The 19,207-nt window shown below is 53.2% G+C and carries 18 protein-coding genes and 2 tRNA genes; 5 read left to right on the top strand and 15 right to left on the bottom strand.

The window, feature by feature from the left end; all coding sequences use genetic code 11:
* Window positions 1-43: 43 nt before the first annotated feature.
* The 7 genes from rpsO to ABLU80_RS18700 form a co-directional block, all read right to left on the bottom strand.
* On the bottom strand, window positions 44-313 hold the full coding sequence (rpsO, locus tag ABLU80_RS18670) for a 30S ribosomal protein S15 (RefSeq protein WP_015369527.1): 270 nt from the start codon (window positions 311-313) through the stop codon (window positions 44-46).
* Between the two features lie 148 nt (window positions 314-461).
* Window positions 462-1,406 carry a tRNA pseudouridine(55) synthase TruB gene (truB, locus tag ABLU80_RS18675; protein WP_015369526.1) on the bottom strand — a complete coding sequence of 315 codons (945 nt, stop codon included), beginning with the start codon at window positions 1,404-1,406 and terminating at the stop codon, window positions 462-464.
* Window positions 1,406-1,807 (bottom strand): 30S ribosome-binding factor RbfA, encoded by a 402-nt coding sequence (gene rbfA / locus ABLU80_RS18680; RefSeq protein ID WP_002918248.1) that lies wholly within the window; start codon window positions 1,805-1,807, stop codon window positions 1,406-1,408. Before rbfA ends, truB begins: the two co-directional genes overlap by 1 nt.
* Before the next feature lie 105 nt (window positions 1,808-1,912).
* Window positions 1,913-4,603, bottom strand: coding sequence for a translation initiation factor IF-2 (gene infB / locus ABLU80_RS18685; RefSeq protein WP_015369525.1), 2,691 nt, complete (start codon window positions 4,601-4,603; stop codon window positions 1,913-1,915).
* 24 nt (window positions 4,604-4,627) lie between these two features.
* Window positions 4,628-6,115 (bottom strand): transcription termination factor NusA, encoded by a 1,488-nt coding sequence (nusA, locus tag ABLU80_RS18690; RefSeq protein WP_015369524.1) that lies wholly within the window; start codon window positions 6,113-6,115, stop codon window positions 4,628-4,630.
* A gap of 27 nt (window positions 6,116-6,142) precedes the next feature.
* Window positions 6,143-6,595, bottom strand: coding sequence for a ribosome maturation factor RimP (gene rimP / locus ABLU80_RS18695; RefSeq protein ID WP_015703598.1), 453 nt, complete (start codon window positions 6,593-6,595; stop codon window positions 6,143-6,145).
* 206 nt (window positions 6,596-6,801) lie between these two features.
* A tRNA-Met gene (locus ABLU80_RS18700) sits at window positions 6,802-6,878 on the bottom strand.
* Window positions 6,879-7,184: 306 nt separating this feature from the next.
* Here ABLU80_RS18700 and argG point away from each other — a divergent pair.
* The 3 genes from argG (at window position 7,185) to ABLU80_RS18715 (ending at window position 10,052) form a co-directional block, all read left to right on the top strand.
* Complete coding sequence (argG, locus tag ABLU80_RS18705) at window positions 7,185-8,528, top strand: argininosuccinate synthase (RefSeq protein WP_015369521.1); 1,344 nt, start codon at window positions 7,185-7,187, stop codon at window positions 8,526-8,528.
* Window positions 8,529-8,697: 169 nt separating this feature from the next.
* Window positions 8,698-9,327: a winged helix-turn-helix transcriptional regulator gene (locus tag ABLU80_RS18710; RefSeq protein ID WP_015369520.1), complete on the top strand. Its 630-nt coding sequence runs from the start codon at window positions 8,698-8,700 to the stop codon at window positions 9,325-9,327.
* A gap of 173 nt (window positions 9,328-9,500) precedes the next feature.
* A complete protein-coding gene (locus ABLU80_RS18715; protein ID WP_213795830.1) occupies window positions 9,501-10,052 on the top strand; it encodes a YfaZ family outer membrane protein in 552 nt (183 codons plus the stop codon).
* A 38-nt stretch (window positions 10,053-10,090) separates the two neighbouring features.
* Here ABLU80_RS18715 and ABLU80_RS18720 read toward each other — a convergent pair whose 3' ends face one another.
* From ABLU80_RS18720 to rlmE, 7 genes are all read right to left on the bottom strand, one after another.
* Window positions 10,091-10,486, bottom strand: a complete 396-nt coding sequence (locus tag ABLU80_RS18720) for a hypothetical protein (RefSeq protein WP_042897928.1) — start codon at window positions 10,484-10,486, stop codon at window positions 10,091-10,093.
* A gap of 149 nt (window positions 10,487-10,635) precedes the next feature.
* Window positions 10,636-10,722, bottom strand: a tRNA-Leu gene (locus ABLU80_RS18725).
* A gap of 9 nt (window positions 10,723-10,731) precedes the next feature.
* The gene (gene secG / locus ABLU80_RS18730; RefSeq protein WP_015369517.1) at window positions 10,732-11,061 is read right to left on the bottom strand and encodes a preprotein translocase subunit SecG; all 330 of its coding nucleotides are present in this window, start codon (window positions 11,059-11,061) and stop codon (window positions 10,732-10,734) included.
* A 227-nt stretch (window positions 11,062-11,288) separates the two neighbouring features.
* Entirely contained in the window at window positions 11,289-12,626 is a 1,338-nt protein-coding gene (gene glmM / locus ABLU80_RS18735) for a phosphoglucosamine mutase (protein ID WP_015369516.1), read from the bottom strand.
* Complete coding sequence (gene folP, locus ABLU80_RS18740; RefSeq protein WP_042897931.1) at window positions 12,619-13,467, bottom strand: dihydropteroate synthase; 849 nt, start codon at window positions 13,465-13,467, stop codon at window positions 12,619-12,621. Before folP ends, glmM begins: the two co-directional genes overlap by 8 nt.
* 354 nt (window positions 13,468-13,821) lie before the next feature.
* Window positions 13,822-15,756, bottom strand: a complete 1,935-nt coding sequence (gene ftsH, locus ABLU80_RS18745) for an ATP-dependent zinc metalloprotease FtsH (protein WP_015369514.1) — start codon at window positions 15,754-15,756, stop codon at window positions 13,822-13,824.
* A gap of 99 nt (window positions 15,757-15,855) precedes the next feature.
* Window positions 15,856-16,485, bottom strand: coding sequence for a 23S rRNA (uridine(2552)-2'-O)-methyltransferase RlmE (rlmE, locus tag ABLU80_RS18750; RefSeq protein WP_008806638.1), 630 nt, complete (start codon window positions 16,483-16,485; stop codon window positions 15,856-15,858).
* 123 nt (window positions 16,486-16,608) lie between these two features.
* Between rlmE and yhbY the strand changes: the two genes are divergently transcribed.
* Window positions 16,609-16,902, top strand: coding sequence for a ribosome assembly RNA-binding protein YhbY (gene yhbY, locus ABLU80_RS18755; RefSeq protein WP_002918374.1), 294 nt, complete (start codon window positions 16,609-16,611; stop codon window positions 16,900-16,902).
* Between the two features lie 152 nt (window positions 16,903-17,054).
* Here the strand turns inward: yhbY and greA are convergent, their stop codons facing one another.
* Complete coding sequence (greA, locus tag ABLU80_RS18760) at window positions 17,055-17,531, bottom strand: transcription elongation factor GreA (RefSeq protein ID WP_015369513.1); 477 nt, start codon at window positions 17,529-17,531, stop codon at window positions 17,055-17,057.
* 235 nt (window positions 17,532-17,766) lie between these two features.
* Here greA and dacB point away from each other — a divergent pair, with 235 nt between their 5' ends.
* The gene (gene dacB / locus ABLU80_RS18765; protein ID WP_047080084.1) at window positions 17,767-19,200 is read left to right on the top strand and encodes a serine-type D-Ala-D-Ala carboxypeptidase; all 1,434 of its coding nucleotides are present in this window, start codon (window positions 17,767-17,769) and stop codon (window positions 19,198-19,200) included.
* Window positions 19,201-19,207: the final 7 nt, after the last annotated feature.

Here is a 19,207-nt window from a genome sequence, read left to right on the forward strand (position 1 = left end):
GAAAAAAGGGGCCGTGAGGCCCCTTTTTCTGAAACTCGCAGAATTAGCGACGCAGACCCAGACGCTCGATCAGCGAAGAGTAACGTGCAACATCTTTACGTTTCAGGTAGTCGAGCAGTTTACGACGCTGAGAAACCATGCGCAGCAGACCACGACGGCTGTGGTGATCTTTTTTGTGCTCTGCAAAGTGACCCTGCAGGTGGTTGATCTGTGCAGTCAGCAGTGCAACCTGAACTTCAGTAGAACCGCTGTCGTTTGCGCCACGACCGAACTCAGAAACGATTTGTGCTTTAGCTTCAACGCTTAGAGACATTTTCAAACTCCAAAATTATAAGTAAAGAAAGGGTGCCGATCTCTAATTCAGCAACCCCTGATGCAACGCCCGAAAATGTTAAAACACTTTAGCGGACGTTAAGCGGCGATATTCTACTCGTAGCAGGCTTTTATCGCAACAAAAGCGCTTACTGTGGGTATTCCACCACCAGACGACGAGGCGCGACGCGGCCTTCATCGTCGATTTCGCCCATACCGAGGAACTTGCCGGACTCGCTTTCCATCACTCGCACCAGCCCGTTCAGCGGCGCGCCTGACTGACGAACCGGGTTACCGTTTTTAAAGTAGACCGCGGAAGTTTCCGGAATATGAACCAGCGGGTAATCCGACGCCGGGCTATCCATCGGCATCAGCAGCGGGTCAAGCAGTTGAGCGGCGGGAATATCCTCTGCCGCCGCCTGTTCGACCAGCGCCTGCAGTTGCTCCAGGGTCACCATCCGCTCGACCGGGTATTTGCTCACCGCCAGGCGACGCAGGAAAATCACGTGCGCGCCGCAGCCAAGCTTCTCGCCCAAATCATCGATAATCGTACGGATGTAGGTACCTTTCGAACAGTGGATCTCAAGCTCCAGTTCATCGCCTTCATGGCGAATAAACAGCAGCTCATAGACCGTAATCGGCCGGGCTTCACGCGGAACCTCAATGCCCTGACGAGCGTATTCGTACAGCTTTTTACCCTGATATTTCAGCGCCGAGTACATCGACGGCACCTGCTGAGTCTCGCCGCGGAAGCTATCCAGCGCCGCCGCCAGCTGTTCTTCGTTAAAGGTTAGCGGGCGTTCCTCCACCACCTGGCCATCGGCGTCGGAGGTATCCGTACGCTGACCAAGTTTGGCGATCACGCGATAACGCTTATCAGAATCCAGCAGATACTGGGAAAACTTAGTCGCTTCGCCAAGGCAGACCGGCAGCATACCGGTAGCCAGCGGATCCAGCGCGCCGGTATGGCCAGCGCGGTTGGCATTATAAATACGTTTTACTTTCTGCAGCACATCGTTGCTGGAGGCGCCCTGAGGCTTATCCAGCAGCAATACGCCGTGCACGTCGCGGCCGCGACGACGAGGACGACTCATTAGTCCTCCTTGCTGTCGTCCGGGTTCACACGACGCTCATCGTCGTGTTTCACCACGCTGGTAACCAGATTGGACATGCGCATCCCTTCGACCAGCGAGTTGTCGTAGAAGAAAGTCAGTTCCGGCACGATGCGCAGGCGCATCGCTTTGCCCAGCAGAGAGCGGATAAAACCAGACGCTTCCTGCAGCGCTTTGATGCCCGCTTTCACCGCGGCTTCATCTTTGTCGTTGAGGAAAGTGACATACACTTTGGCATAGGCCAGGTCACGGGACATTTCTACGCCGGAAACGGTGGTCATCATGCCCAGACGCGGGTCTTTGATTTCACGCTGCAGGATGATGGCAATTTCTTTTTGCATCTCCTGGGCCACGCGCTGCGGGCGACCGAATTCTTTCGCCATAATAAATTCTCCAGAATAAAGACAAAAAAGGGGCCAAAAGCCCCTTTTTAAAATTATTGCCGGGTGGCGCTTCGCTTACCCGGCCTACGCTTAGCTATCTGACGATTAATCGATGCTACGCTGGATTTCGATGATTTCGAACACTTCGATCATATCGCCAACGCGAACGTCGTTGTAGTTCTTCACGCCGATACCACATTCCATGCCGTTACGAACTTCGTTAACGTCATCTTTAAAGCGGCGCAGGGATTCCAGCTCGCCTTCATAGATAACCACGTTGTCGCGCAGTACGCGGATTGGGTTGTGACGTTTAATCGTACCTTCGGTAACCATACAGCCCGCGATGGCGCCGAATTTCGGCGATTTGAAGACATCACGCACTTCAGCCAGACCAATGATCTGCTGTTTCAGTTCCGGAGACAGCATGCCGCTCATCGCCGCTTTCACTTCGTCGATCAGGTTATAGATGACGGAGTAGTAACGCAGATCCAGGCTTTCTGACTCGATAACTTTACGTGCGGAAGCATCGGCACGAACGTTGAAGCCAACCAGAATCGCGTTGGAAGCTGCAGCCAGGGTCGCGTCGGTTTCGGTGATACCACCTACGCCGGAACCGATGATCTTCACTTTCACTTCGTCGGTAGACAGTTTCAGCAAGGAATCGGAAATCGCTTCGACAGAACCCTGCACGTCCGCTTTCAGCACGATGTTCACTTCGTGAACTTCGCCTTCGGTCATGTTAGCGAACATGTTTTCCAGTTTAGATTTCTGCTGGCGAGCCAGTTTAACTTCACGGAATTTGCCCTGACGATACAGCGCAACTTCACGCGCTTTTTTCTCGTCACGAACGACGGTAACTTCATCACCCGCAGCCGGAACGCCGGACAGACCGAGGATTTCCACCGGAATGGACGGACCCGCTTCCAGCACTTCGCGACCCAGTTCGTCACGCATCGCACGTACGCGGCCATATTCAAAGCCACACAGTACGATATCGCCCTTGTGCAGAGTACCTTCGCGAACCAGAACGGTAGCTACCGGACCACGACCTTTATCCAGGAAGGATTCGATAACCGCACCGCTCGCCATACCGTTACGTACCGCTTTCAGTTCGAGAACTTCAGCCTGCAGCAGGATAGCGTTCAGCAGGTCGTCGATACCGGTACCAACTTTCGCCGATACTGGGATGAACTGCGCTTCGCCGCCCCACTCTTCCGGCATCACGCCGTACTGGGAGAGTTCGTTCTTCACGCGATCCATATCCGCTTCCGGCTTATCGATCTTGTTCACTGCAACCACTACCGGCACCTGCGCCGCTTTGGCGTGCTGGATAGCTTCCACAGTCTGCGGCATCACGCCGTCGTCTGCCGCCACTACCAGAACCACGATATCCGTCGCCTGCGCACCACGAGCACGCATGGAGGTAAACGCGGCGTGGCCCGGGGTGTCCAGGAAGGTGATCATGCCGTTGTCGGTTTCTACGTGGTACGCACCGATGTGCTGGGTAATACCACCCGCTTCGCCGGAGGCAACCTTAGTAGAACGAATGTAGTCCAGCAGAGAGGTTTTACCGTGGTCAACGTGACCCATGATGGTCACTACCGGTGCGCGCGGTTCAGCCGCAGCGCCGGTGTCACGGTCGCTCATTACTGCTTCTTCCAGCTCGTTTTCACGACGCAGGATAACTTTGTGGCCCATCTCTTCGGCAACCAGCTGAGCGGTTTCCTGGTCGATGACCTGGTTGATGGTCGCCATCGCGCCCAGTTTCATCATCGCTTTGATGACCTGAGAACCTTTGACCGCCATTTTGTTGGCCAGCTCGCCAACGGTGATGGTTTCGCCGATCACAACATCGCGGTTAACGGCCTGAGCCGGCTTCTGGAAGCCCTGCTGCAGAGAAGAACCTTTGCGATGTTTGCCGCCTTTACCGCCGCGAACGGCCGCACGGGCTTCTTCACGGTCAGCTTTCGATTCAGCGTGTTTGTTGCCTTTCTTCGCCGGGCGAGCAGCTTTGCTGTTACGGCCACGGCCGCGACCGCCTTCAACTTCACGATCGTTATCATCTTCAGCCTGACGCGCATGCTGAGACGTGGTTACGTGATAGTCGGTCGTTTCTTCTGGGGTTTCCGGAGTTTCACTCCAGTTTTTTTCATTTTCTTCAGCCATACGGCGTGCTTCTTCCGCTACACGGCGCGCTTCTTCTTCAAGTTTGCGGCGTGCTTCTTCTTCCGATTTGCGCTTCAGCTCCGCTGCTTCGTTCTCACGGCGGGTCTTTTCAGCCTGGGCGGTCTTGGTCATTTCGTCGGTATGTTGATTGCTCACTTTGTCTTTTTCCGCGGCTTCACGTTTCGCTTTTTCAGCGACTTCACGTTTAGCTTGTTCTGCGGCCTCACGTTCAGCTTTTAATTGCGCCTCGCGCTTAGCTGCTTCTTCAGCTTCACGACGGGCTTGCTCTTCCGCTTCACGCTGCGCCTGCTCTTCCGCGGCCAGGCGTTCAGCCTCTTGCGGATCGCGTTTCACAAAGGTGCGTTTCTTGCGGACTTCGATTTGTACCGATTTACTCTTTCCACCGGTACCTGGAATATTCAACGTGCTGCGCGTTTTACGCTGCAACGTCAGCTTGTCAGGCGCCGAGCCGTGTTCACGGTTCAGGTGCGTTAACAAGGTTTGCTTCTCTTGCGCGGTCACAGAATCATCAGCCGATTTGCGAATACCTGCATCAGCAAATTGCTGTATCAGGCGATCCACAGAGGTCTGAATTTCTGAGGCCAGCGCTTTAATAGTCACATCTGTCATGCTGTTCCTTCCTGCTACAGTTTATTACGCTTCGTCGCCGAACCAACAAATGTTGCGAGCAGCCATGATGAGTTCACCAGCTTTCTCGTCGGTCATACCTTCGATATCAGCCAGGTCATCAACGCCCTGTTCGGCGAGATCTTCCAGCGTACAAACACCACGGGCAGCCAGCTTAAACGCCAGAGCACGGTCCAAACCTTCCAGATTCAGTAAATCGTCGGCAGGTTTGTTGTCTCCCAGGCTTTCTTCCTGAGCCAGCGCCAGTGTAGTCAGTGCGTTTTTCGCACGCTCACGAAGTGCTTCAACGGTCGCTTCGTCAAGGCCGTCGATTTCCAGCAGTTCTTTCATCGGCACATAGGCCAGTTCTTCCAGCGAGGAGAAGCCCTCTTCAACCAGTACGGTTGCGAAATCTTCATCAATATCGAGATATTTGGTGAAGGTATCGATAGCGGCATGGGCTTCAGCCTGGTGCTTAGCCTGCAGGTCATCAACGGTCATGACGTTGAGTTCCCAGCCGCTGAGCTGCGATGCCAGGCGGACGTTCTGACCGTTACGGCCGATCGCCTGCGCCAGGTTGCCCGCTTCTACCGCGATGTCCATGGTGTGTTTATCTTCATCCACCACGATGGACGCGACGTCAGCCGGCGCCATGGCGTTAATCACGAACTGCGCCGGGTTATCATCCCACAGGACGATATCGATGCGCTCGCCGCCAAGCTCGGTAGAAACCGCCTGAACGCGCGCGCCGCGCATACCTACGCAAGCGCCAACCGGGTCGATACGCTTGTCATTGGTTTTCACGGCGATTTTCGCACGAGAACCCGGATCGCGGGCTGCGGCTTTGATTTCCAGCACTTCTTCGCCAATTTCCGGCACTTCAATGCGGAACAGTTCGACCAGCATCTCCGGTTTGGAGCGAGTCACGAACAGCTGCGCGCCGCGCGCTTCCGGACGAACGGCGTACAGCACACCGCGAATACGGTCGCCCGGACGGAAGTTTTCACGCGGCAGCATATCTTCACGCAGGATCACGGCTTCAGCGTTGCTGCCCAGATCCAGAGTGATGTTGTCGCGGTTTACTTTTTTCACCACGCCGGTGATGATCTCACCTTCGTGCTCGCGGAACTGATCGACAACCATCGCTCGCTCAGCTTCACGTACTTTCTGTACGATAACCTGTTTAGCGGTCTGCGTGGTGATACGGTCGAAGGTGACAGATTCAATCTGATCTTCAACGTAGTCGCCGACGTTCATGCTTTCATCTTCGTAACGCGCCGCTTCCAGCGTGATCTCGCGAGTCGGTTGAGTCACCTCTTCAACCACCAGCCAGCGACGGAAGGTGTCGAAATCACCGCTTTTACGGTCGATTTCTACGCGAACGTCGATCTCTTGTTCGTATTTTTTCTTGGTCGCCGTTGCCAGAGCGCTTTCCAACGCTTCGAAAATCTTCTCGCGCGGCAGCGCTTTTTCGTTGGAAACGGCTTCAACAACAGCCAAAATTTCTTTGTTCATCGGGGCCTTTCACCTCAATCCAGACTGTTAAAAGTGGGGAACCAGGTTCGCCTTCTGGATGTTACTCAGCGCGAACACTTCATCTTTGCCTTCGACGGTTACCGTGATCATCTCACCGTCTACCGCTTTGATAATGCCCTGCCATTTACGACGGTTCTGTACCGCCATACGTAGCACCAGCGAAACTTCTTCACCGGTGAAACGTTGATAGTGTTCAGCAGTAAACATCGGACGGTCGAGACCAGGCGAAGAGACTTCCAGGTTGTAAGCGACGGTGATTGGATCTTCGACATCCATGACAGCACTGACCTGGTGGCTCACATCAGCACAATCATCAACATTGATGCCATCTTCACTATCAATATAGATGCGCAGTGTGGATGTGCGACCGCGAATAAATTCGATGCCGACCAGCTCAAAGCCAAGCGCTTCAACTGGCGCAGTGAGCATCTCTGTTAATTTTTGCTCTAATGTGGACAAACCCACCCCCAAGACATAAAAAAAGGGCGTATAGCCCAGTTATTCTGAAGTCAGATAACAAAAAACCCCGATAAATCGGGGCTTTAGATAACTGAACCCTGAGACCGCAATTGCGATCTGGAACACCTTCCAGAAGAATTCTTTCAAATCCGGCTACGAAGGACCTAGTCCTCACAGTATATTTGAAAAAGTACTTAATGGGAAAGTGGTTGCGGGGGCCGGATTTGAACCGACGACCTTCGGGTTATGAGCCCGACGAGCTACCAGGCTGCTCCACCCCGCGCCTGAAACGTGGCATATTTTACTCTTTCTGAGCAAAAGACGCAAATACTGCTGGGATTTGGTACCGAGGACGGGACATAAAATCGTGGTGAATTGTATCGATAAATCATATATTTTGTCAACATCCATTTTACACCACCCGCTTGCCGTTTATGCTGGCATTTCAGGCTTTTTTAGCAAAATCACCATCAGGCTCTTCCTGTCGCCAGCAAAAGATGATTAAATGAAAACTCACAATTAGTGCATAAAAATGCAAATTTGTTGTTAAGTCGAACTCACCACAGTCTATCTAGCAGGGTTTTATTTTATGACGACGATTCTTAAGCATCTCCCGGTTGGTCAACGTATTGGTATTGCTTTCTCCGGTGGGCTGGATACCAGCGCCGCCCTGCTGTGGATGCGTAAAAAAGGCGCGGTTCCTTATGCATATACCGCGAACCTGGGCCAGCCTGACGAAGACGACTACGAGGCCATTCCGCGTCGTGCGAAAGAGTATGGCGCTGAAGGCGCTCGTCTGATTGATTGCCGCAAACAACTGGTGGCGGAAGGCATCGCGGCGATTCAGTGCGGCGCATTCCATAACACCACCGGCGGCTTAACCTATTTCAACACCACGCCGCTGGGCCGAGCCGTGACCGGCACCATGCTGGTTGCCGCAATGAAAGAAGATGGCGTCAACATCTGGGGCGACGGTAGCACCTATAAAGGCAACGATATCGAGCGCTTTTATCGCTACGGTCTGCTGACCAATGCGGAACTGCAGATCTACAAACCGTGGCTGGATAGTGACTTCATTGATGAACTGGGCGGCCGTCATGAAATGTCCGAGTTTATGATAGCCTGCGGATTCGACTACAAAATGTCTGTCGAGAAAGCCTATTCCACCGATTCCAACATGCTGGGCGCGACGCACGAAGCAAAAGATCTCGAATTCCTTAATTCCAGCGTGAAAATCGTCAACCCGATTATGGGTGTGAAGTTCTGGGATGAAAGCGTAAAAATCGCCGCTGAAGAAGTGACCGTGCGTTTTGAACAGGGTCATCCGGTTGCGCTGAATGGTAAAACGTTCAGCGATGACGTCGAACTGATGCTGGAAGCTAACCGCATCGGCGGTCGCCACGGTCTGGGCATGAGCGATCAGATTGAAAACCGCATCATCGAAGCGAAAAGCCGCGGCATCTATGAAGCACCGGGGATGGCACTGCTGCATATCGCCTACGAGCGCCTGCTGACCGGTATTCACAACGAAGATACCATTGAGCAATATCATGCTCATGGCCGCCAGTTGGGCCGCCTGCTCTATCAGGGTCGCTGGTTCGATTCCCAGGCGCTGATGCTGCGCGATTCGCTGCAGCGTTGGGTTGCCAGTCAGATCACCGGCGAAGTGACTCTGGAACTGCGTCGCGGCAACGACTACTCAATCCTGAATACCGTTTCAGACAACCTGACCTATAAAGCAGAGCGTCTGACCATGGAAAAAGGCGATTCCATGTTTACCGCTGAAGATCGTATCGGCCAGCTGACCATGCGCAACCTGGACATTACCGATACCCGTGAGAAGCTATTCGGCTATGCCCAATCCGGGCTACTCAGCGCGTCTTCCGCCACCGGTCTGCCACAGGTTGAAAACCTGGAAAATCGCGATAAATAACCGCGAAGCCAAACTCTCCAGCCGGCGCTAACCCGCCGGCTTTTTTATTTCCGCAATAAATCCTAAATAACAACTCTGCTTTATCGTTATAGTTTATGACATCACTATTTTTAATAATCACCATCTATAATTTATCGAATACCTGTACTCTTATACCGAGAGGATCGCAATGAATATTAAACCTCCCGTTCGGCCGCAAGACGCGATCAATCGTCTGATGTCGTTGCTGGAACCGCATGCCACGCCAATAAATATGGTCGCAAGGAAAAGGCTTAGCTGGGAATATAAAGGCAAAATCCAGCTTTATCTGTTTAAGAAAGGTGAGCTATCCATTTTTCGCTCATCGGACAGATTACTTATGGTCACCGTCTATGAGCCGCACCTGTTTGGCGTAGCCGAAATGCTGCAGCCCAGCCGTAGCCATGGCCTTCGTGCGGAAGTCGATACGGAGATCCTGCGGATTGACAGCGATAAAGCCATGCAACTCTTCAGTGAGCATAACATGTGGGAAGAGGTCACCCGGCTGCTGGCTTACCACACCTCTTATTTGGTGTATCGCGACGATTTAGTATTACAACAGCGGACTTATTCGGTCATTCGTAATCATTTAATGGAAATGTTACTGCTTCCTGAAGAGACCCGCTCGCGGGTATCCATGCTGGAATATATTCAGGACCGCACACATTTGTCGCGCAGCAGTATTCTGAATGTGTTATCAGCGTTGAAAAAGGGCGGCTATATCGAGTTTGCCCGCGGTGGTTATTTACAGAGTATCACCTCCCTGCCTGAGAAGTTTTAGTCCCCGCTTGACCAGCAACTTATCGCCCTCGGCCATTGTTTAAAATTAAACATATAAACGGTAACGGCGGGCGATAAATGCTTCTATTCTGCACATAACTATTAAACCAGAAACCCGTTAATTTTGCCCGAGCGCTCGTATCGGGCATTTTTTTACCCGAAGGAATATGAATAATGAGCATGTTCAGATTGAAATCCATCCTGCTTATCGCCGCCCTGAGCGCCAGCAGCGCCACCTTCGCTTCCGTTAGCCTTCACGGTGAGGCCGGTTCAGAATTCACCAACTTATCAGCCAGCTTTAACCCGCAGGCTCCCGGAATGACCTTTAACGGTAACTGGGCGCATAGCGATAACGATGGCGATACGGTGGGTTTGGGCATTGGCTATAACTTTGATCTCGGCCCGTTCCTGCTGACGGCCGGCGGTAAAGCGGTATATCTGAATCCGAACGATGGCGATGAAGGCTATGCGATTGCCCTCGGCGGCGGCGCTCAACTACCACTTGGCGATTTCTTTACCTTGTTCGGTGAGGCTTATTATTCCCCGGATTCCATGTCCAGCGGCGTTGATGAATATCTCGAAGCCAATGCCGGCTTACGCGTCAATATCATCAAATCCATGAGCATCGAAGCGGGCTATCGCTATATCGATATGGCGGGGAAACATGACCACCGCGATAACGTCCTGGCGGATGGCGCCTATGCGGGTTTCAATTTCCGTTTCTAAGCGCGGCAAACGGGATTGCCTGCCGGCAATCCCTCTTTTTATGCAAGAGATGGTATGGTTTTCAGCAGTTTATTAATTTCCTGCAAGCCCGCAATATTGTTCTCTTTACGGTAGACGTCGTTCATCGAAGCCATTTGCTCAAGTTTGGTTAACGCCCCGTAAACCTGATACGCCTCGCTATCTTTATCAAAGACATCCCGTTTATCTACATCCTGTAAATAGTTGCTTTTGAGCGACTGACTTAACTGGCTGATAAGCAGGCTGTTATCCTGAAAATAGTTAACGACCGTTGATGATTCCGGCGCGGCCGCGGAATTATTTATAACCGGCACCTGCAGGGTATTCAACGTGTCTACTGTTTCTGGCGACGAATGACTGCTGCATCCGGCCAGGCCCAATACACCGGCAATGATAACTACTTTTAAAGTACGCATGGCGTCACTGAACCTCGTCAAAATTGATGAGGGCGACTTTAGCGATTTCTCGGGGATCAAAACCAGCGGAGTGTTGTTTATAAATAAACAACGCATAGAGGGAACAAAAACAAAAAAAGACGCTTTTCAGCGTCTTTTCTCTGGAATATTGGTACCGAGGATGGGACTCGAACCCACAAGCCCGTTAGGGCACTACCACCTCAAGGTAGCGTGTCTACCAATTCCACCACCTCGGTACAGAATACTTAGTGCGGGATATCGCTGGCCGGCTGAGCCGGTGCGGTTGGCTGAGTCTGCTCAGACTTCGGCGCACTCAGATTATCCCACTCGCTTCCTTTATTGGTCTTGTTGCTGTTGATATTACCCAGCGCCAGACTGATGATGAAGAACAGCGCGGCCAGAATGCCGGTCATACGGGTCATGAAGTTACCAGAACCGCTAGAACCAAACAACGTGCCGGAAGCGCCTGCTCCGAAGGAGGCTCCCATGTCAGCGCCTTTACCTTGCTGCAGCATGATCAGGCCAACAAGGGCAATCGCTACAATAAGGAAAATTACTAAAAGAGCTTCGTACATAATCAACCTGTTCCTTGCGGATTCGCCGCATACCAAGTGCTTCACCAATAAAGCGGGACGTTTTAATATTTCCCACTGAAGCGGGTGTGAATACTAACCAAAGCGAATAACCTTCGCAAGGGCAATTTTGGCGTATTGTATCAACTGCGGAAAAAAACAGCAAAAAGCGTTTTTATATGCTTAAAAAGGCAGCAAGAGCCGCCTTTTTAATCACTTAGCTGCGATAGTTATACGCTTTTAACCGCATCGGCGATACGGTGGGCAAATTCCTTCACCTGCGCTTCATGCTCGCCTTCAACCATCACGCGGATCAGCGGTTCAGTACCGGATTTACGCAGCAGCACGCGTCCACGGTTCCCCAGCGCAGCTTCTACTTCGGCAGTGACCGCTTTTACGCTGTCATGTTCCAGCGGGTTGCCGCTGCCTTCGGTAAAGCGTACGTTGACCAGAATCTGCGGGAACATTTTCATACCGCTGCACAGATCGTGCAGGCTCATATGATTACGCACCATCGCCGCCACCACCTGCAGGCTGGCGACAATGCCATCGCCGGTGGTGGTTTTGTCGAGCAGAATCACGTGACCGGAGTTTTCCGCGCCGATACGCCAGCCTTTTTCCTGAAGTTTTTCCAGCACGTAACGGTCACCCACTTTCGCGCGGGTAAACGGAATGCCAAGCTGCTTCAGCGCCAGTTCAAGCCCCATGTTGCTCATCAGCGTGCCGACTGCGCCGCCGCGCAGCTGGCCCTGGCGCAGGCCTTCACGGGCGATAATATAGAGGATCTGATCGCCATCGACTTTGTTGCCTTCATGGTCAACCATGATGACGCGATCGCCATCACCGTCATAGGCAATACCCAGATCGGCTTTTTCCGCCAGCACGCGAGCCTGCAGCGCGCGTACGTCGGTTGCGCCGACCTCTTCGTTAATGTTCAGCCCATCAGGCTCACAGCCCATCGCGATAACCTGCGCGCCCAATTCGCGGAATACATTTGGCGCAATGTGGTAAGTCGCGCCGTGGGCGCAATCCACCACCACCTTCAGCGAACCGAGGCTCAGCTCATTCGGGAAGGTGCCTTTGCAAAACTCAATATAGCGGCCAGCGGCGTCGACGATACGGCTGGCTTTCCCAAGCTCAGCGGAATCAACGCAGGTCAGCTCTTTTTCCATCTCCGCTTCAATCGCTTCTTCGACGTCATCCGGAAGCTTAGTGCCTTCGATGGAGAAGAATTTAATACCGTTGTCATAGAAAGGGTTATGAGAGGCAGAGATGACGATTCCCGCTTCAGCGCGGAAGGCGCGGGTCAGATAGGCGATTGCCGGCGTCGGCATAGGGCCGGTAAACGAGGCGGACAAGCCCGCAGCCGCCAGGCCAGCTTCCAGCGCGGACTCCAGCATATAGCCAGAAATTCGCGTGTCTTTGCCGATAATGATTTTACGTGAACCATGGCGCGCCAGCACTTTACCTGCCGCCCAACCCAGCTTCAGCACGAACTCAGGCGTAATAGGCGCGTCGCCAACGCGGCCACGAATACCATCGGTGCCAAAATATTTGCGGTTACTCATAACGTTTATTTTCCTTAGCGGCCAGGGTGGCTTCCACCACGCGCAGCGCTTCTACCGTTTCTTTGACATCATGGACGCGAATTATCTGCGCGCCCTGCATTGCAGCAATGACTGCGCAGGACAAGCTGCCGCTCAGCCGTTCCGACGGCCCCACGTTCAACAGCTGACCCACCATCGACTTACGCGACATCCCCACCAGCAGCGGGAGGCCAAAATGATGGAACTCCCCAAGTCGGGCAAGCAGTTCATAGTTATGGGAAAGATTTTTACCGAATCCGAATCCCGGGTCGAGCAACAATTTTTCTTTTGCGATCCCCGCCTGTTCGCAGCGCACAATGTGTTCAGCAAAAAAACGGTCAACATCGGCAAAAACATCGTCGTACTTCGGCGCTTCCTGCATTGTTTTCGGCTGCCCCTGCATATGCATCAGGCACACCGGTAGCCCGGTTTGCGCGGCGGCCTGCAGGGCGCCAGGCTCGGTTAATGAACGGATATCGTTAATGATATGCGCACCAGCGCGCGCGGATTCGCGGATTACCTCGGCTTTCGAGGTATCAACCGAGATCCAGACTTCAAAACGCTGTGCAATCGCTTCTACCACCGGGATCACCCGCGCCAGCTCTTCCTCGACGCTGACATCCGCCGCCCCAGGACGGGTTGATTCACCGCCGATATCAATAATAGTCGCCCCAGCGTTAATCATCAGATTGGCGTGCTTAACCGCCTCTATCAACGAATTATGACTGCCGCCATCGGAGAAGGAATCTGGCGTGACGTTAAGGATCCCCATCACATGCGGATGGGAGAGATCGAGCGTTGACCCCTGGGCGTGTAATTGCATGTTTTCTTTCCGCTATGGTTTTGTACAGTTGTAGTACGGACAGGGCTCGGCCCGCACCATCTTAGAGATTCTGGCGGTGACATCATTCAATTCCTCAACAGGATAATGAAGCCCCGGCGTTTAAATATTCAAAAAATGAATATTATCAGACAGACGGCGCATCCGCGCGTGTTGAAGCCGCCACCATCCCGAAAACATTTTATGCGTTGGACGATAGCACGCCATCGCCATAGTTAGGTTCCCAAAAAGAATCTCACAGCCAGCCGGTAAAGACGGGCGAATAAAAACAAAAGGGCCGCAGCGGATTAGGCTGCGGCCCTTATTAGTCAGAGCGCTTTAGCAAAGCGTGGAGACTTATTTGTCGCCCAGCTGTTCCGACATGGTATTGCCCGGGTTAGGCGTACGCGGCTCATCAACCGGACGCGGCGCCGTCGGGGTGCCATTGTTGCCTGAGTTGTTAGAAGAACCTGGTTCTTCCCAACCCGCCGGCGGACGAACATCACGACGAGCCATCAGGTCGTCAATCTGCGGCGCATCGATGGTCTCATATTTCATGAGCGCATCTTTCATCGCGTGCAGAATATCCATGTTGTCGTTCAGCAGTTGGCGAGCACGACCGTAGTTACGCTCAATCAGTGATTTCACTTCCTGGTCGATAATACGCGCGGTTTCATCAGACATATGCTTCGCTTTCGCGACGCTACGGCCGAGGAACACTTCGCCCTCTTCTTCGGCATACAGCAGCGGGCCGAGTTTGTCGGAGAAGCCCCACTGGGTGACCATGTTACGCGCCAGGTTAGTCGCAACTTTAATATCGTTGGACGCGCCGGTAGAAACATGTTCAGCACCGTAGATAATCTCTTCCGCCAGACGACCGCCGTACAGAGTGGAGATCTGACTTTCCAGTTTCTGACGGCTGGCGCTGATAGCATCGCCTTCCGGCAGGAAGAAGGTCACACCCAGCGCACGGCCGCGCGGGATAATCGTCACTTTGTGTACCGGATCGTGTTCCGGAACCAGACGACCAATAATCGCGTGGCCCGCTTCGTGGTACGCGGTCGATTCTTTCTGCGCTTCCGTCATCACCATGGAGCGGCGTTCCGCACCCATCATGATTTTGTCTTTCGCTTTTTCGAACTCAACCATCGAGACGACGCGTTTGTTACCACGGGCAGCAAACAGGGCAGCTTCGTTCACCAGGTTCGCGAGGTCAGCACCGGAGAAGCCAGGAGTACCACGGGCAATGATTGCCGCATCAATATCCGGCGCCAGCGGTACGCGACGCATATGAACTTTCAGGATCTGCTCACGACCACGAACATCCGGCAGACCAACGACAACCTGACGGTCGAAGCGGCCTGGACGCAGCAATGCCGGGTCCAGAACGTCCGGACGGTTAGTCGCGGCGATAACGATGATACCTTCGTTACCTTCGAAACCATCCATCTCAACCAGCATCTGGTTCAGGGTCTGCTCACGCTCATCGTGACCACCGCCAAGACCGGCACCACGCTGACGACCGACGGCGTCGATTTCATCGATGAAGATGATGCAAGGCGCTGCTTTCTTAGCTTGTTCGAACATGTCGCGTACACGAGACGCGCCGACACCGACGAACATTTCTACGAAGTCAGAACCGGAAATAGTAAAGAACGGCACTTTTGCTTCGCCGGCGATAGCTTTCGCCAGCAGCGTTTTACCGGTACCCGGAGGGCCGACCATCAGGACGCCTTTCGGGATTTTACCGCCCAGCTTCTGGAAACGGCTCGGTTCGCGCAGATATTCAACCAGCTCGCCCACTTCCTCTTTCGCTTCGTCGCAACCGGCAACGTCAGCAAAGGTGGTTTTGATCTGGTCTTCGGTCAGCATTCGGGCCTTGCTCTTGCCGAAGGACATCGCGCCCTTTCCGCCGCCGCCCTGCATCTGACGCATAAAGAATATCCAGACGCCGATCAGTAGAAGCATCGGGAACCAGGAAATGAAGATGGAAGCCAGCAGGCTCGGTTCTTCCGGCGGTTCGCCAACCACTTTGACGTTTTTAGTCAACAGGTTGTCGAGCAGCTTCGGATCGTTAACCGGAATGTAAGTCGTGTAACGGTTACTATCTTTCTTGGTAACGTTGATCTCACGTCCGTTGATACGCGCTTCGCGAACCTGGTCCTGATTGACCTCTTGCAGGAAGGTAGAATAATCCACCTTGCGGCCATTCGACTCGCTGGGCCCAAAGCTCTGGAATACTGACATCAGCACAACGGCAATGACCAGCCAGAGTATTAGGTTTTTCGCCATGTCACTCAAGGGATTAACCTCTTATTACAACTGTGTTAAAAACAGCGTCAGGATACTCTATATCCAGCGTCTTTCAAACTTTCGTTTGAAATCTACCGGTTATGGTTTACGCCCGGTCGCTACAATATACACTTCACGCGAACGAGCGCGGGAAGAGTCCGGCTTACGAACTTTGACCTTCGTAAACAGGGAGCGAATTTCTCTAAGATACTCATCGAAGCCTTCGCCCTGGAACACCTTCACTACAAAACTACCACCTGGCGCTAATACATCACGAGACATTTCAAGCGCCAGTTCTACCAGATACATGGCCCGGGGAATATCCACCGCCGGTGTTCCGCACATATTCGGCGCCATATCGGACATGACAACTTGTACTTTACTGTCGCCTACTCGCTCAAGTAACGCTTTCAGGACTAATTCATCACGAAAATCGCCCTGAAGGAAGTCCACACCGACGATTGGATCCATTGGTAAAAGATCGCAAGCGATGATGCGGCCGCTGTTTCCGATCTGCGTAACCGCGTACTGCGACCAGCCACCGGGAGCAGCGCCGAGATCGACTATCGTCATTCCCGGCTTAAAAATCTTGTCACTTTGCTGTATTTCATCAAGTTTAAACCAGGCACGGGAACGTAACCCCTTTTTCTGTGCCTGTTGAACATATTTATCGCTAAAGTGTTCCTGAAGCCAGCGGCTTGAGCTGGCAGAACGCTTTTTACCTGTCATTTAACATTCCCATTCGGGTTCATCGTACTTTACTGCGTAAAAATCGACGCGGTAGTTTGGCGATATATGGGAGATGGCGGTAGAATGACCCGTTTTCAATCCCAACGTAAGCAAAAAAATACGATGAATCTGAGTACTAAACAAAAACAGCACCTGAAAGGTCTGGCACATCCGCTCAAGCCGGTAGTTATGCTTGGCAATAATGGTTTGACCGAAGGGGTACTGGCCGAGATCGAACAAGCGTTAGGGCACCATGAGCTCATCAAGGTGAAGATCGCCTCAGAAGATCGCGAAACTAAAGCCTTGATCGTGGAAGCCATCGTGCGTGAAACCGGCGCCTGTAACGTACAGGTCATCGGTAAAACGCTGGTTCTGTACCGCCCAACGCCAGAGCGTAAAATCTCGCTGCCACGCTAAGAATATCCTGAATCCCGACACAACATTGTGTAAAACGAGGGATTTCTGTGGCCAGGCGAGCAAAATGCCATGCTCCTGACGTTGATAAAAGGCCGCTATGCGGCCTTTTTCCTTTCTTTACAATCTATAAACATCGTAGCGGGAAATACGCCTTACAGGTATTCAACCTTGATAATTTCGTATTCCACTTCACCACCCGGGGTACGGATAGTGACGACGTCATCCTGCTCTTTGCCGATCAGGCCGCGGGCGATCGGTGAATTCACAGAGATGAGATTCTGTTTAAAATCAGCTTCATCATCGCCCACGATGCGGTAAGTCTGCTCTTCGTCGTTATCCAGGTTCAGCACGCTGACCGTGGCGCCAAAAATCACGCGGCCATTATTCGGCATCTTAGTGATATCGATAACCTGCGCGTTCGACAGTTTTGCTTCGATATCCTTGATACGACCTTCGCAGAAGCCCTGCTGTTCGCGGGCCGCGTGGTATTCCGCGTTCTCTTTCAGATCGCCGTGCTCACGCGCTTCAGCGATAGCAGCAATAATTTCTGGACGACGTACGGACTTCAGGAAATCCAGTTCTTCGCGCAGTTTTTCTGCGCCACGTAAGGTCATCGGAATAGCTTGCATTTGTTATACCTCTTTATCATTCCTTCATGGAACGGACGGAGTCGTTCCGCCATCGGTCACGTCTTAGCCATGGCCGAAGCAAAAAGAAAACCGACCCGGGAAACACTCCCCAGGTCAGCAGCAATTTTCAATTTGATACGCATTTTACCCTGAAGTTCACTATGGGTCATCGTTTACTTTACAGGGTGATGCACCGTAGTATGACGGCTTGGTTTCAGGTTGTTAGCGCGAGATTATGCGATTTCCCAGATTTATCATCGGATTGACTGCCGGTATAGCGCTTAGCGCTCAGGCCGCGAATATTGACGAGTACATCAGCCAGCTTCCTGCCGGCGCGAACCTTGCCTTTATGGCGCAGAAGGTTGGCTCCCCGACGCCGGAGATAGACTTTCACAGCCAGCAGATGGCGCTGCCTGCCAGTACCCAGAAGGTGATCACCGCGCTGGCCGCGTTGCTGCAGTTGGGGCCGGATTTCCGCTTCACCACGACGCTGGAAACCAAAGGCTCCCTTGACGGCGGTGTGCTGAAAGGCGACCTGATTGCCCGCTTCGGCGGCGATCCGACGCTAAAGCGTCAGGATATCCGCAACATGGTGGCGTCGCTGAAAAAAGCCGGCGTGCAGCGTATTGAAGGCAATGTGCTTATCGATACCTCGGTTTTCGCCAGCCACGATAAGGCTCCCGGCTGGCCATGGAACGATATGACGCAGTGCTTCAGCGCCCCGCCAGCGGCGGCGATCGTTGATCGCAACTGTTTCTCCGTCTCGCTCTATAGCGCACAGAAAGCGGGCGATTTGGCCTTCATCCGCGTGGCGTCTTACTATCCGGTCACCATGTTCAGCCAGGTGCGGACGCTGGCGCGCGGCTCCGCAGAAGCGCAGTACTGCGAGCTGGACGTTGTGCCGGGCGATCTCAACCGCTATACCCTTACCGGCTGCCTGCCGCAGCGCAGCGAGCCGCTGCCGCTGGCGTTCGCTATTCAGGATGGCGCAGGCTATGCAGGCGCGATCCTGAAAGCCGAGCTCGCCGATGCGGGGATCACTTACAGCGGTACTCTTCTGCGCCAGACGCTGGTCAACGATCCGGGTACCGTGCTGGCGACGACTCAATCGGCGCCGTTGCACGATCTTCTGCGCATTATGTTGAAGAAATCCGACAACATGATTGCTGATACGGTGTTCCGTACTATCGGCCACGCGCGAATGGGCGTACCGGGAACCTGGCGCGCCGGCTCCGACGCGGTACGGCAAATCCTACGCCAGCAGGCGGGTATTGACCTCGGTAACACGATTATCGCCGATGGCTCAGGCCTGTCCCGGCACAACCTGATCGCGCCGGCAACCATGATGCAGGTATTGCAGTACATCGCTCAGCACGACAATGAACTCAACTTTATCTCGATGTTGCCGCTTGCCGGGCACGATGGTTCGCTGCAGTATCGTGCCGGTCTTCATCAGGCGGGCGTTGACGGTAAGGTTTCGGCGAAGACCGGTTCGCTGCAGGGGGTATATAACCTGGCAGGTTTCATTACCACCGCCAGCGGCCAAAAGATGGCCTTCGTACAGTACCTCTCCGGCTATGCGGTGCCGCCGGGCGACCAGCGCAACCGTCGCATACCATTGGTACGCTTCGAAAGTCGACTGTATAAAGATTTGTACCAGAACAACTAAAACAAAA

It is taken from the genome of Klebsiella sp. CN_Kp104, assembly GCF_040064515.1.
GTDB classification, from domain to species: Bacteria; Pseudomonadota; Gammaproteobacteria; order Enterobacterales; family Enterobacteriaceae; genus Klebsiella; species Klebsiella aerogenes.

Coding starts and splice junctions, on each gene's coding strand:
- rpsO (WP_015369527.1), bottom strand. CDS start 313: ATGTCTCTAAGCGTTGAAGCTAAAGCACAAATCGTTTCTGAGTTCGGT.
- truB (WP_015369526.1), bottom strand. CDS start 1,406: ATGAGTCGTCCTCGTCGTCGCGGCCGCGACGTGCACGGCGTATTGCTG.
- rbfA (WP_002918248.1), bottom strand. CDS start 1,807: ATGGCGAAAGAATTCGGTCGCCCGCAGCGCGTGGCCCAGGAGATGCAA.
- infB (WP_015369525.1), bottom strand. CDS start 4,603: ATGACAGATGTGACTATTAAAGCGCTGGCCTCAGAAATTCAGACCTCT.
- nusA (WP_015369524.1), bottom strand. CDS start 6,115: ATGAACAAAGAAATTTTGGCTGTTGTTGAAGCCGTTTCCAACGAAAAA.
- argG (WP_015369521.1), top strand. CDS start 7,185: ATGACGACGATTCTTAAGCATCTCCCGGTTGGTCAACGTATTGGTATT.
- ABLU80_RS18710 (WP_015369520.1), top strand. CDS start 8,698: ATGAATATTAAACCTCCCGTTCGGCCGCAAGACGCGATCAATCGTCTG.
- ABLU80_RS18715 (WP_213795830.1), top strand. CDS start 9,501: ATGAGCATGTTCAGATTGAAATCCATCCTGCTTATCGCCGCCCTGAGC.
- ABLU80_RS18720 (WP_042897928.1), bottom strand. CDS start 10,486: ATGCGTACTTTAAAAGTAGTTATCATTGCCGGTGTATTGGGCCTGGCC.
- secG (WP_015369517.1), bottom strand. CDS start 11,061: ATGTACGAAGCTCTTTTAGTAATTTTCCTTATTGTAGCGATTGCCCTT.
- glmM (WP_015369516.1), bottom strand. CDS start 12,626: ATGAGTAACCGCAAATATTTTGGCACCGATGGTATTCGTGGCCGCGTT.
- folP (WP_042897931.1), bottom strand. CDS start 13,467: ATGCAATTACACGCCCAGGGGTCAACGCTCGATCTCTCCCATCCGCAT.
- ftsH (WP_015369514.1), bottom strand. CDS start 15,756: ATGGCGAAAAACCTAATACTCTGGCTGGTCATTGCCGTTGTGCTGATG.
- rlmE (WP_008806638.1), bottom strand. CDS start 16,485: ATGACAGGTAAAAAGCGTTCTGCCAGCTCAAGCCGCTGGCTTCAGGAA.
- yhbY (WP_002918374.1), top strand. CDS start 16,609: ATGAATCTGAGTACTAAACAAAAACAGCACCTGAAAGGTCTGGCACAT.
- greA (WP_015369513.1), bottom strand. CDS start 17,531: ATGCAAGCTATTCCGATGACCTTACGTGGCGCAGAAAAACTGCGCGAA.
- dacB (WP_047080084.1), top strand. CDS start 17,767: ATGCGATTTCCCAGATTTATCATCGGATTGACTGCCGGTATAGCGCTT.